The 12,856-nt window shown below is 37.4% G+C and carries 11 protein-coding genes; 5 read left to right on the top strand and 6 right to left on the bottom strand.

What is annotated here, in order from left to right:
- Positions 1 to 154 precede the first annotated feature (154 nt).
- Together amt and IQ215_RS01360 are read left to right on the top strand one after the other, a co-directional pair.
- A complete protein-coding gene (gene amt / locus IQ215_RS01365; RefSeq protein ID WP_193799529.1) occupies positions 155 to 2,980 on the top strand; it encodes an ammonium transporter in 2,826 nt (941 codons plus the stop codon).
- A gap of 29 nt (positions 2,981 to 3,009) precedes the next feature.
- Positions 3,010 to 4,425 carry a diguanylate cyclase gene (locus IQ215_RS01360; protein WP_193799528.1) on the top strand — a complete coding sequence of 472 codons (1,416 nt, stop codon included), beginning with the start codon at positions 3,010 to 3,012 and terminating at the stop codon, positions 4,423 to 4,425.
- Between the two features lie 185 nt (positions 4,426 to 4,610).
- On the opposite strand, the gene map is transcribed toward IQ215_RS01360, so the two are convergent.
- Positions 4,611 to 5,381: a type I methionyl aminopeptidase gene (gene map / locus IQ215_RS01355; protein WP_193799527.1), complete on the bottom strand. Its 771-nt coding sequence runs from the start codon at positions 5,379 to 5,381 to the stop codon at positions 4,611 to 4,613.
- A gap of 426 nt (positions 5,382 to 5,807) precedes the next feature.
- On the opposite strand from map, the gene IQ215_RS01350 reads away from it, so the two are divergent.
- Positions 5,808 to 6,179, top strand: coding sequence for a DUF1823 family protein (locus IQ215_RS01350; protein ID WP_193799526.1), 372 nt, complete (start codon positions 5,808 to 5,810; stop codon positions 6,177 to 6,179).
- 45 nt (positions 6,180 to 6,224) lie between these two features.
- Here the strand turns inward: IQ215_RS01350 and IQ215_RS01345 are convergent, their stop codons facing one another.
- Positions 6,225 to 6,941 (bottom strand): hypothetical protein, encoded by a 717-nt coding sequence (locus tag IQ215_RS01345; RefSeq protein ID WP_193799525.1) that lies wholly within the window; start codon positions 6,939 to 6,941, stop codon positions 6,225 to 6,227.
- A gap of 250 nt (positions 6,942 to 7,191) precedes the next feature.
- On the opposite strand from IQ215_RS01345, the gene IQ215_RS01340 reads away from it, so the two are divergent.
- Positions 7,192 to 7,431, top strand: a complete 240-nt coding sequence (locus tag IQ215_RS01340) for a hypothetical protein (RefSeq protein WP_193799524.1) — start codon at positions 7,192 to 7,194, stop codon at positions 7,429 to 7,431.
- Between the two features lie 3 nt (positions 7,432 to 7,434).
- On the opposite strand, the gene IQ215_RS01335 is transcribed toward IQ215_RS01340, so the two are convergent.
- The 4 genes from IQ215_RS01335 to IQ215_RS01320 form a co-directional block, all read right to left on the bottom strand.
- The gene (locus IQ215_RS01335) at positions 7,435 to 7,881 is read right to left on the bottom strand and encodes a DUF3531 family protein (RefSeq protein WP_193799523.1); all 447 of its coding nucleotides are present in this window, start codon (positions 7,879 to 7,881) and stop codon (positions 7,435 to 7,437) included.
- 197 nt (positions 7,882 to 8,078) lie between these two features.
- Complete coding sequence (locus tag IQ215_RS01330; protein WP_193799522.1) at positions 8,079 to 10,373, bottom strand: ribonucleoside-diphosphate reductase subunit alpha; 2,295 nt, start codon at positions 10,371 to 10,373, stop codon at positions 8,079 to 8,081.
- Positions 10,374 to 10,534: 161 nt separating this feature from the next.
- Positions 10,535 to 11,110 (bottom strand): TerD family protein, encoded by a 576-nt coding sequence (locus tag IQ215_RS01325; RefSeq protein ID WP_193799521.1) that lies wholly within the window; start codon positions 11,108 to 11,110, stop codon positions 10,535 to 10,537.
- 97 nt (positions 11,111 to 11,207) lie between these two features.
- A complete protein-coding gene (locus IQ215_RS01320; protein ID WP_193799520.1) occupies positions 11,208 to 11,492 on the bottom strand; it encodes a dienelactone hydrolase family protein in 285 nt (94 codons plus the stop codon).
- A gap of 151 nt (positions 11,493 to 11,643) precedes the next feature.
- Here IQ215_RS01320 and rpe point away from each other — a divergent pair, with 151 nt between their 5' ends.
- Positions 11,644 to 12,339 carry a ribulose-phosphate 3-epimerase gene (gene rpe, locus IQ215_RS01315; protein WP_193799519.1) on the top strand — a complete coding sequence of 232 codons (696 nt, stop codon included), beginning with the start codon at positions 11,644 to 11,646 and terminating at the stop codon, positions 12,337 to 12,339.
- Positions 12,340 to 12,856 lie beyond the last annotated feature (517 nt).

Here is a 12,856-nt window from a genome sequence, read left to right as displayed (position 1 = left end):
TATATATCAAAAAATCTAATCTTGATTAATTATCCACCATTTAATAAATTACCATCAATGGTTAGGAAATAATTGAGCAAACTTGATATTAACCTAATATCTACTAACTTAATTATAATATTTTTATTATTCCTATGATTTAATAATCTTCCCCATGACAGATTTACAATGGTTGTTGATATGTGCAGGTTTAGTATTCCTGATGCAACCCGGATTTATGTGCCTAGAATCAGGATTAACCCGCTCAAAAAATAACATTAACGTAGCAGTTAAAAACCTCGCCGACTTTGGAATTTCCGTTGCCCTTTTTTGGTGTTTTGGTTATGGCGTTATGTTTGGTGATTCCTTGTTTGGTTTAGTGGGCACAGAAAATTTTTTCTTAAATGTAGATACAGATATGGAATTGGGAGCTTTTTTCCTTTTCCAAGCTATGTTTTGTAGCACTGCCACTACTATTGTTTCTGGGGCTGTAGCGGAAAGATTAAGATTTGATTCTTATATTATAGTGGCCATTCTGGTTTCAGGATTAATTTATCCTTTTTTTGGTCATTGGGTATGGAATGGGTTGGATTTTGATGGGATGACAGGATGGTTAGGGAGATTAGGTTATGTAGATTTTGCGGGTTGTAGTGTCGTCCACGGTATTGGGGCATGGGTAGGATTAGCTACTTTATTAATTATAGGGCCTCGGGCGGGGCGTTTTAATCAAGATGGTAAGAAGAATAAAATCCATGGGGCTAATTTACCTCTTTCGGTGTTGGGGGTAATGTTATTGTGGATTGCTTGGTTTGGTTTTAATGGGGGTAGTATATTAGTTTTTAATAATCAGGTAGCACTCATTTTGGTTAATACTCTCATGGGGGGGGTTGCTGGAATGATTAGTAGTTGTATTTTTACATGGTATCGGGAAAAGATTCCTCAGGTAGAGTCTTTGATGAATGGTGCCATTGCAGGATTGGTTGCCATTACGGCTTCTTGTCATATTGTTTCTACTTCTGAAGCTGTGATTATTGGGGCGGTAGGAGGTATTTTGATGGTGATTATTAAGGGTTGTTTGGAATATTATCACATCGATGATGCGGTGGATGCGGTGGCGGTGCATGGGGGGGCAGGAGTTTGGGGGGTTGTGGCGGTTGCTTTTTTTGGTAAGCCTGAGTTGTTGAATACGGGGTTATCGGCTTTTAATCAATTTTGGGTGCAGTTGTTAGGGGCGCTGGTATGTTTTGTTTGGGCTTTTGGGGTTAGTTGGCTGATTCTCTCAAGTATTAATCGTATTTTTCCTTTACGGGTATCCTTAGAGGAGGAGATTACTGGTTTGAATGTTTCTGAGCATCAGGCAAAAACTGAGGTTTATGATCTTATGAGGATTATAGATCAACAAACCCAGACTCAAGATCTTAGTTTGAGAGTGCCTGTTGAGCCCTTTACGGAGGTGGGGCATATTGCGTTTCGTTATAATCAGTTGATGGATAATTTGGAAAAATCTACTCATCAGTTACAAGCTAATAATTTGGAGTTAGCCCATGCGAAGGAAAAGGCGGAGGTTGCTAATAAGACTAAGAGTATTTTTCTGGCTAATATGAGTCATGAATTACGTACCCCGATGAATGCTATTTTGGGGTTTTCACAAATTATGATGCGCTCTAAAAGGTTGGATTCTGAGCAGTTGGAGAATATTAGTATTATTAATCGTAGTGGTAATTATTTGTTAAATCTGATTAATAATGTGTTGGATTTATCGAAGATTGAGGCGGGAAAGATGATGCTCAATCTAAAAAATATTGATTTGTATAATTTATTTGATGAGGTTGATGATTTATTACATTTAAAGGCGGAGGGCAAAAATTTACGGTTAGTTTTTAATATTAGTGGGGATGTGCCTAGATATATTCGCACGGATGAAACTAAGTTACGTCAGGTTTTAATTAATATTATTAATAATGGGATTAAATTTACTGAGGAAGGGGGAGTTGAAATTAGGGTAAAGTCTGTAGATATTGATAAAGTAAATCAGTCGATTTATTATGATGATATTAGTTATAAATATTATCCTAATTTAAGGCTAACTTTTTCTATTGAAGATTCTGGAATTGGTATTGCTAAAGAGGAAACAGATAAGGTTTTTGATGCTTTTATTCAAACGGAAGTGGGTAGAAAAAGTCAGGAAGGAACTGGGTTAGGACTTTCTATTAGTCGTAAGTTTGTTCAGTTAATGGGTGGTGATATTAGTCTTCAAAGTGTGTTGGGTAAGGGGACTATTTTTAGTTTTGATATATTGGCTAAGTTGATTAGTTTTAATGAGGTTGAAATCTCGGAAACTTATCATACCAAAAAGGTTATTGCTTTAAAAAAAGAGCAAATTTCTTATCGTATTTTGGTGGTTGACGATCGCCCTATGAACCGACTTTTGTTGCTAAAATTACTACAACCTTTAGGGTTTGAATTGAAAGAAGCTGTTAACGGTAAAGAGGCGATCGCACTTTGGCAACAATGGAAACCCCATCTGATTTGGATGGATATGCGTATGCCTGTGATGGATGGCTATGAGGCGACTAAGTATATAAAAAAAATGGGGAGGAATCCGACGGCGGTGATTGCCCTTACCGCTAGTGTATTAGAAGAAGAAAAAGCCATTGTAATGTCTGCAGGATGTGACGATTTTGTCAGAAAACCTTTTCGGGAATCTGTTATCTTTGATGTTATGGCAAAACATTTAGGTATTGAATATATTTATGAGGAAGAAAAAACTTCTTTATTGTCAAAGTTTCCTGAAGCCTTAACCGTTGAAGAATTACAAAAAATGCCTTCTAATTGGTTACGTAAATTATATCAAGCCGTGGTTGACTTGGATGATGATTTAGTTTTAGAATTAATCACAGAAATTCCCCAAAATTTGAATTTTATTGCTCAAAAATTGGTTTATCTTGTGGATAATTTTCAACTATCACAAATCAGAAAATTGATTGAAAAAATAAACTAAAATAAATTACTATTGATACCCTTAAAAAAATGACTTTCGATGAACTATCAACGGAAAATGATTTAATTGGAAGTATATTGATTGTCGATGATCAACCTGCTAATCTAAGGGTATTAGCTAGTATGTTAAAGGGCAAAAAATACAAGGTAAAAAAAGCTCAAGACGGAGAAACTGCCATAATGGCGGCTATTTCAAATCCGCCTGATTTAATTTTACTTGATATTTTAATGCCGACTATGCACGGTTACGAAGTATGTCAAAAGTTGAAATCTAATCCGCTTACCAAAAATATTCCGATTATTTTTATCAGTGCTTTAAATGATGTTTTTGATAAAATAAAGGCTTTTGAAATAGGGGCTGTAGATTACATTACTAAACCTTTTCAGGAAGAAGAAGTTTTAGCCAGAATTAGTAGTCAATTAACGATTCAGACTCAAAAAAGATTACTAGAAAAAGATAAAAGATTATTAGAAATTAAACAAAAAAAATTAGAGGACGAAATTAAACAAAGAAAAGAAACTGAACTTATTCTATCTCAATCAAGGGCATTTATTTTTAGTATCCTTAATTCTTCCCTTGATGGTATTGCGGCTCTTGAGGCGGTCAGAAATGATAAAACAGGGGAAATAAAAGATTTTCGGTGTGTTTTAGTTAATCAGATTACGGCTAATTTATTTAATCTAAAAGTTGATCAATTAATTGATAAGTTAGTTTTTAAGGATTTTATTGATGATAAAAAAATTGGTATTTTAAAATATTTTATTGATGTGGTAGAGAAAAATATTATTCTTAAAAAAGATATTCGATTAGTTCATAATAGGAAAAAAAGTTGGTTTCATATTACTGCCGTTAAATTAGGGGATGGTTTTTCCATTACCATTCGAGATATTACCGAGCGAAAAAACCTTGAATTAAAATTAAATAGACTAGCCACCATTGATAGTTTAACTCAAGTTTATAATCGACAAAGTTTTGATTTTCGGCTCAAAAATGAGTGGCATCGGTGCGATCGCACCCAAAAACCATTATCATTAATACTGTGTGACATAGACTACTTTAAACCCTACAACGATTATTACGGTCATCAGGAAGGAGATAAATGCCTGAAAAAAGTAGCTAGTATTATGGATACTATTGTCAAAAGGTCATCGGATTTTTTAGCCCGATACGGAGGAGAAGAATTTGCCATCATCTTACCCAATACCCCCTCCCAAGGAGCATTAGTCGTCGCTAACACCATCAAAAAAGAAGTAGAATTAGCTAATCTCCTTCACCAAAAATCCGAAATTAGTCAATCTATTACCCTTAGCCTTGGAATTTCCACAGTAATTCCCTCATCCCACTATTCCCCCGAAGACTTAGTTAAAAACGCCGATAAAGCCTTATACACCGCTAAACAAAATGGACGTAATAGGGTTGTGGCAAACATCTTAAACCCCTTCTAATGTTAATGCCCCCTAATTAATGTAGAGTCATTCTAAATTTTTGAACCTGATACCCGATACCTAACACCTCAAACCAAGAACTAATTATCTTTTTTGCGTAACATCAGTTCATATAATTGGGTGTAAGGTGCGCTCGTCAATGGGATTTAGCTAATTTAAACCCAAAGACTTTATACAAAACACCTTTATTTATCCACCGTTAAAATTTCTACCCCCTCTTTAGTTACCGCAATGGTATGTTCAAACTGTGCCGATAACTTACGATCCTTTGTTACCGCTGTCCAATTATCATCTAATATATCTGATTCCCATGTACCCTCATTAATCATCGGCTCGATGGTGAATACCATCCCAGGGCGAATCTTTTTCCCCGTACCTTTTTTGCCATAATGAGGCACTTGGGGGGCAGTATGAAACACCCTACCGATACCATGGCCCACAAAATTACGCACCACAGAGAAACCACAACTTTCCGCATATTCTTGGATAGCCGCCCCAATGTCACCAATTCGCCCATTGGGTTTGACGGCATTGATACCACGATATAAACATTCTTCAGTAACTTCTACTAATTTTTTAGTGCGGGGGGAAGGATTACCCACAAAAAATGTTTTTGATGTATCCCCATGGTAGCCATCTAATTTTGGAGTTACATCTATATTGATAATATCCCCATCCTTAAGAATTTGATTTTTACTAGGAATACCATGGCAAATTACTTCATTAACACTGGTACAGATTGACGCAGGAAAAGGGGGGTTTCCGTAGCCTAAAGGGGCGCTGACAGCGCCCTTAGCTTTTGTCCATTTTTCGGCTTCTTGGTTAATTTCGTGGGTACTAACCCCCGGTTTCACCATTTTCCCTAAATGTTCTAATAATTGTGCCGCTAGTTTTCCCGCCTGACGCATTTTATCAATTTCTCGGGAGGATAAAAGCACTATATTTTCATTACCCATTTACTTTATCTCTTTCTACTTTGTAAATAAAAATTAACTATCTTTCTATTTTACAAAACATTTGATCTTTAAAGGTGCTATCAATTTTTTTCTATTTTTCCATGGTTTTGCTAGTATTTAATTATTCCTATGGATGTTGCTTAATCACGGTATGAAATATAATTGAACGACACTATAAATTTAGGCATTGCTGATTTTGAGCATGAAACATTATTGAATTACACAAAAAACTAAGACTTCTAAATATTATAACTGTTCCCTATTCCCCGTTCCCTGTTCCCTTCCTCAACAAGAAATCATACCTTAATTCACCAACGCCGAAATTTAGATATTAAAATATTATTATTGTTCCCGGTTCCCTATTCCCTAATTAATGAGATAATTAAGTTATAGAACGCCACTTTTTTGGGAAAAAAGTAATTATACATGCTACCACCATTAACAAAAGAAACCATCTGGGATATTTTAAACAAAAAAATCGACGATCGCACCTGCAACGAATTAATATGGCATTACTTAGGCTACAAATATAATCAAGAAATCCACACATGGGATAACTCAGAAGTAGAAGAATCGTGGCGCACAGAATATCCCCAACCCCCTGATTTTATCGCCCATCGTCCCCCCAATGTCAAACTAACTCGCTCCATTCCAAAGGACAATAAACAACTTCTCAAAGAAGACTTAGGATTTAAAGGCTATAAAATTGGCGAATTTAGCCCCCTCGAAACCCGTCGCGCCACCATGGCAAATTGGTTATTAAGTTACATGAAAACCCACCATGTCAACAATCAATAAGTATTATTTTGATGAGAAATTATATATATAATGAGCCACACCAAGTTAATTAAGGATAAGTTGTGACGAGGGAGGAATTCTTATATCAGTAAAAGGATAATTTCTCAAACAATGCCAATGGCAAGTGTAAAGATCGGGATTTTGTACATTAATAGATGCGATAGCAGGGGTTGCAGGAAAAGGCCAGAGGCGATCGAAAATAATATTTTCATCAACCATTCTAAACTGCATTAAATAGACTGCGGGGGTAGCCTTCACCGACTCCAATAAATCATGGGCAAGACGATATAAAGGTTGACGTAAATTGTCACCCAAGTCATAAGGTTGTTCATAGGAGTTAGGAATCCCCCCTTCTCCAATCACTTCACCATAAACGATGCCTTTAGCCGTGTAGATAATCGGTAGCCATAAATCCCCCAACCAAAGATGATCCGTGCTGGTACGATAGTTAAAATGTTGTTCAACCCATTTTCTTCTTTTATCCACTTCGTAACAGGCTTTATAAACATTGTAGGCCTTAAAATTGAACCATTCTGGTAATTTGATGGTCAGGGGGCAGTAAATTAATTCTGAACTCGGATTAGCTAAAGTAACAGATTTCGACCACAAATCCGCCGCACCCATAATTTTTACTTCAGTATTGGGGGAACTTGTCATTATTCCTTTGGTCAATGCCGTTGCCATTTTTTGGGCAATAGGCGCGGAAGGAACTATTTTCCCCTGCTCTACTTGGGCATTGACTATTATAATAACTTTAGACATTCTTTCATCAATATGGTGGTTTTTAGTTTTATTGCGATAATCCGAATTTTTTTACTCTTGAAAACAGCAAAAAACCTGAGTATAGTAAATTTTTTGCTATACTTTGTGTCCCTTTTGCGTTTATGATGGACTCAGGTTAATTATAACTGAATTTGACCTATACTTAGTTCTATTTTTAAGATTAAATATTTAAGTTTTTTAAAACTATACTATTGATTTTTGTTAACTTTAGTTATTGGTTTGTGCATTAATGCGAGAGAAGTTTTTACTTTGGTTAGACCGTTTTTTAATTGCTGATGTTTTCTTAGTCATCATTGGTTTTGGCTGGTTTGCGATCGCCCTTATCGGTAAATCCATGGGTATAGCCCTAGGATGGGAAATCTGGTACAAATTATGGCAACCGCTCTTTAACCCAGCCATCGGCATTTTATTTTTAGGAGCTTTTTCGAGTTGGTTAATCAAAAAATGGAAAGAAAAGTTTAATACCTAATAGTTATTCTTCCATAAATTTATCATCGGGGTTAGTTTCCACAGGCCAATCAGAATTTTCACCCCCAATAATTAATTGGTTAATGGTAACGTAATCTTTAGAAAGTTCCCCCAAAGAATTAATTAAAATATCAAGGGCTACCAAATCCGTAGTCCCTAAATCTAACCAACATCTCCCCCAACTACCCAAAAACTCAAATTCCCCCATATTGTGCATCAAAGACATCATGGAATTTTCAGCATAATCGGGGTCATAATTCATATAACTAATATCAACCCCCACTTCCTGCACCTGAAAATTTTCGGCATTATAACCCCCTAACTTACCAAGGAAAAACCAAGAATTAAACAACTCCTCAACATATTGTTTTTCCATTTCCTTCGGCACGGTTTCAAATTCCACCCAAATCCATAAATCAAAAGGATTTACTTCCCTAAACAATACTTCCATTATTTAATGTTTTTCTAAATTACAAACCCCATAAACTATACCACTATCTGAGAGGAAGGCAACCGGGAACAGGGAACGGTTCTAATATTTAGAAGTGTTGGTTTTTAGTGTAATTTAACTATATTTCATCCCATAACCCGTGCAATGCCTTAATTATGACTCGCCTTGCAATAAATTACAAGGCTAACAGAGGTTATTTAGTTGGCACAGGCGGTGCATTCATCCTTAAAATTGTCTTTCTGGACGATACGCACATAATAGACGGCTTTACAACCTTCCTCCCATGCCATAATTAAAGTATCAAATATGTCTTTGGCTTTTAATGCCCTTTCAGGTTCGTTGGGATAATATACCCCTTCATTGAGGTTAAATAATAACTCCATGGAAATACCCGTATCGATCCATTGTTGTATTACCCCTGTGGCTTTAACCACCATGGTTTGATCTAGGTTTTTATTTTCTTGATAAAACCATACTTTATCGCTGATGTAAGGAGGGGCGATGGGTACTGTACCTTTTGCCCATTTATCATAAAAGAAACGGCTATAAACAGGTAAAATACTAGCGGTACAGCCTTGGACTAAACTTGATGAAGTGTTAGGGGCGATCGCCGTTATGTGAGAATTACGAATGCCATATTTTTGAATATCATCGGCTAAAGTTTGCCAACGCTCAGGGCGATAAGCATTAGCCTTAAACCATTCTACAGGTCTTGAACCAATCAACAAACCCTTGCTCCAATCGCTACCTTCATAGGCATCAAAAGCGCCCCTTTCTTGGGCGAGTTTCATAGATGCTTGGGTGCAATAAAAACCCATATCCTCAAAAAGATTACTAATTTCTTGGAGGTTGTTATAACGTAACTCTCGTTTTGCTAACCAATCCGCTAACCCCATAGCACCAACTCCAATGGTGCGATAACGGTTGTTATGGTTTTTAGCATCGGCAAAGGGAGGGTTAGTAATATCAATGGTATTATCAAGGATTCTGACGGCGAGGGTGCAAACTTCCTCTAACTCCTCTTGTTCGAGGTTAGCCAGGTTGAGGGAGACAAGGTTACAACAGTGGGCGTATTGTCCTGATGTTACATTGCTATAGGATTCTTGACACAGATTCCCTTGAGGGATATAGCCATCGTGTTTGTTGGGGTTGGCTTTGTTGACGGTATCTTTAAACCAGAGGTAGGGCATCCCTGTTTCTACCTGCGATCGCATGATATGCTTAAATAATTCCCTAGCATTTACCTGTTTATAAAGTTTGATCACCGTATCAAGGTTAGCTTCAATGTCTTGATAGGCTTTCTCAAACTCCTCGCCCCACATTAAGGGTAAATCATAGCCCAATTTTTCCCTAACTTCTAGGGGGTCAACCAATGTCCAGGATTGCTTATTTTTTACCCGACGCATAAATTCATCGGTGATAACAAGTTGGGGAAATACATCATAGGCTTTACGGCGTTGATCTCCGTTTTCTGTCTGCATTTCAAGGAATTCGGGGACGTCCAAATGCCAAATATCCAAACCAACGGTAACTGCCCCTGCCCTTCTTCCTCCTTGGTTGACGGCGATGGCGGTATCATTTAAGAGTTTAATCCAAGGAATAACCCCCCCAGAGGCATTTTTTTTGCCCATGACGGCGCTACCTGTGGCCCTAATGCGGGATACATTAACCCCGACACCGCCACCATTTTTGGAGATACGGGCGGTATTGGTAATTTCTCGGTAAATGCTTTCGAGGTTGTCTTCCATGCTGATAATAAAACAGCTAGTTAATGAGCCGTTAGGCACTCTCAAGTTAGCTAAAATGGGGGTAGCAAGGGAAATACGGCGAGATGCGATCGCCTCATAGAACTTTTTAGCATAATGTAAACGGTTTTCGGGTGCTTCTTCACTAGCAAGTAATAAAGCACAGGTTAAAAAGGCTTCTTGGGGTAATTCATTGGGTAATAGATAACGGGAGGTAAGTAACACTGCCCCTGCATAGTCATAGTCTAAATCCCAGTCAGGGTTAATCCAACCGTTGGCGGTTTCTAATTCGGCTTGGGAATATACCAAAATGCGATCGTCATATTTTCCTGCCTCCACAAAAGACTGTACGGTTTTGGCATAGTCTCCATAGTTATAACCACGACTAACGAGAATCTCTTTCCATAGACTCCACATCGATAAACGTCCCGCAACGTAACGCCAATCAGGTTCATCAATATCACACATTTCCAAGGCGCAGTTTACCAAGTTATCTTGGATTTCTCTGGTGCTGATTCCATAACGCAAACGGGTTTTTAATCCTGCTTCAAGGGCGATCGCATTTACATCCTTATCCGTACAAGCCCAGTTAACTACATTCCTGATTTTACTAATATCTAAATCTGCTAAACGGCCACTTCTTTTAACTACCTTGATGCTACTAGATGAGTTTTCTACATGATTACTGGTTTTACTACTGTCACTGATTGACGTTTCGATGGCCTGTTCTTGAGTATCGAATAACATTTGTGTCGTTTACCTAAAAGATTCCTTCTAAAGAAACTTATTATAGCATATACTGTGTACTACAAACATAAAACAAAAAACAATTTATGGGGTAAACAAGTAAACACAAGAATGGACAATCAACGACTAGGGCATAATGGTTAATTGTCCTCAACAAGTGGTTATGAATAACGATTAAGTAGGGCTTGTAAACCTCCCTGATAACCAGCACCAACGGCATTCATGCGCCATTCTCCATCCTTGCGATATAATTCCGTCATAATTAAAGCTGTTTCCACAGAAAAATCTTCCTCTAAGTCGTAACGTAAAACTTCTTCCTTGGTAGCCACATCCACCAATCTTACAAAAGCATTACGCACTTGCCCAAAATTTTGACCCCTTTTATCGGCTTCATGGATGGTAACGGTGACAACGATTCTTTGTACATCTTCAGGGACTTTCCTTAAATCAACGATGATTACCTCGTCATCTCCTTCTCCTTCTCCCGTGAGGTTATCCCCCATGTGTTTGACTGATTGATGGGGATCTGGGCTGGTTAGATTATTATAAAAGATAAAGTGATGATCGGATATTAATTTTTCCTGACCATTGAGTAAAAATACGGAGGCGTCTAGGTCAAAATCTTTCCCCGTATCGGTTACGTTCGTATCCCACCCTAGGCCAATAAATCCTGCGGTTAATCCAGGGGCCACTTTATCGAGGGATACTCTTTGTCCTTTTTGTAGTGATATAGCCATTCTTTTTTTTTCGGTTTGTTTCTACTACCTTATCAATCATAAATCCTAACCTAAGTTCCTTCTCATCTTTTTTTGTGTTACAAACACTATCAACGTACTACAACTTAGATTCAAATAACTTAAGGGTTTCTTGCCATGCTTGTTGTGCTACATTTTTGTTATAGGATGAACGGCGATCACGAAGTGGCAGGCTACGCCTGATCGCCACATAACCTTCTTTTGCTATCCTCGAAGTAACATCCCGAATATGCTCATTTACCCCAAAAATTTCCTGTACTACCACCACCCCCGGATATATTCCCCCATCGGTAGGAGTCGCCAAAAAAGCAGGAATCCGAATATTTTCACCATTAAGAATGACAGATTTAGTTGTAATATTCATAATTTATTTTATGGTTAATTTAACTTAAATAAATCTAACTGAAGTATTAGAAAAAATCAAAACATTCCCATAACATAAAAACATCGATAAAGAAAAGGACAATCTTTTGTTACAATTTACCCAGTGCAAACATATTTAAAATAAACTACTTATGAGTAAAAAAGATATAGTTATTTCCCCCTCCATTTTATCCGCCGATTTCAGTCGGTTAGGAGAAGAAATCAGAGCCGTTGACGAAGCAGGGGCAGATTGGATTCATGTGGACGTAATGGATGGTCGTTTCGTACCCAATATCACCATTGGGCCTTTAATCGTTGATGCCATTCGCCCCCACACCAAAAAGCCCTTAGACGTTCATTTAATGATCGTTGAACCCGAAAAATATGTGGCCGACTTTGCCAAAGCAGGAGCTGATATTATTTCCGTCCATGCCGAGCATAACGCCTCTCCCCACTTACATCGTACCCTTTGTCAAATTCGTGAATTGGGTAAAAAATCTGGGGTTGTATTAAACCCTTCCACTCCCCTTGAATTAATCGAATATGTCATCGATGTATGTGATTTAGTTCTTATTATGAGTGTTAACCCTGGTTTTGGTGGTCAAAGTTTCATTCCAGGGGTAGTTCCCAAAATCAAAGCCCTCCGTCAGATGTGTGATGAGAGAGGTTTAGATCCTTGGATTGAGGTTGATGGTGGTTTAAAACCCAATAACACTTGGCAAGTTTTAGAAGCAGGTGCAAATGCGATCGTTGCTGGATCTGCCGTATTTAAAGCCCCTGACTACGCCGAGGCGATCGAAGGTATCCGTAATAGTAAGCGTCCTGAAAAAGAGCTAGTAACTGCCTAATGAACCTGAGTTCGGGATAAAATTTACAGTCTTGTAAAAAAAGGTGTCAGGTATAGGGTGTTAGGGACTTTAATTGGTACGTCCATACAGGTGTTTTAATCACTTACAAATTAGCAATATCTTAAGTTCAATTTATTGAACGAACTACCATTAGCCGTGTAATTCATTACACGGTGGGGCTAGGAAGATATAGTCATTTCAATTAAGATTGAGACATTTTACTTATTTAAAAGCCTTGCAAAATAAGCATTATGACATTCGATAGCGATTAATTCTAATTTTGATTAACTATAAAATCTATTTATAACAAATTATCCGAACTTGATATTAATTAGAGTTGTTGCGAAATAGGTTTTTTGCCAAATTTCCTCCTTATTTGATAAGAGTTTCAGATACGCAGATATTTAATTCACAACAAGTCTATTAATTTTCTTGTATTTAGTTTAATCAAGGAACTAACAAAGGCTGATGGTATTTTTAACCTGTCACCCCTAATCTGTAAGGACATAGCATAGTC

Source organism: Cyanobacterium stanieri LEGE 03274 (assembly GCF_015207825.1).
Lineage (GTDB): Bacteria > Cyanobacteriota > Cyanobacteriia > Cyanobacteriales > Cyanobacteriaceae > Cyanobacterium > Cyanobacterium stanieri_B.
Note: the sequence above shows the minus strand (reverse complement) of the source record. Positions and strands in the feature narration are given on the sequence as shown.

Bases quoted from the DNA above. Each gene is read 5' to 3' on its own strand.
- IQ215_RS01345 (WP_193799525.1), bottom strand. From the start codon at position 6,941: ATGTCTAAAGTTATTATAATAGTCAATGCCCAAGTAGAGCAGGGGAAA.
- IQ215_RS01335 (WP_193799523.1), bottom strand. From the start codon at position 7,881: ATGGAAGTATTGTTTAGGGAAGTAAATCCTTTTGATTTATGGATTTGG.
- rpe (WP_193799519.1), top strand. From the start codon at position 11,644: ATGAGTAAAAAAGATATAGTTATTTCCCCCTCCATTTTATCCGCCGAT.
- map (WP_193799527.1), bottom strand. From the start codon at position 5,381: ATGGGTAATGAAAATATAGTGCTTTTATCCTCCCGAGAAATTGATAAA.
- IQ215_RS01330 (WP_193799522.1), bottom strand. From the start codon at position 10,373: ATGTTATTCGATACTCAAGAACAGGCCATCGAAACGTCAATCAGTGAC.
- IQ215_RS01360 (WP_193799528.1), top strand. From the start codon at position 3,010: ATGACTTTCGATGAACTATCAACGGAAAATGATTTAATTGGAAGTATA.
- IQ215_RS01340 (WP_193799524.1), top strand. From the start codon at position 7,192: ATGCGAGAGAAGTTTTTACTTTGGTTAGACCGTTTTTTAATTGCTGAT.
- IQ215_RS01350 (WP_193799526.1), top strand. From the start codon at position 5,808: ATGCTACCACCATTAACAAAAGAAACCATCTGGGATATTTTAAACAAA.
- IQ215_RS01325 (WP_193799521.1), bottom strand. From the start codon at position 11,110: ATGGCTATATCACTACAAAAAGGACAAAGAGTATCCCTCGATAAAGTG.
- amt (WP_193799529.1), top strand. From the start codon at position 155: ATGACAGATTTACAATGGTTGTTGATATGTGCAGGTTTAGTATTCCTG.
- IQ215_RS01320 (WP_193799520.1), bottom strand. From the start codon at position 11,492: ATGAATATTACAACTAAATCTGTCATTCTTAATGGTGAAAATATTCGG.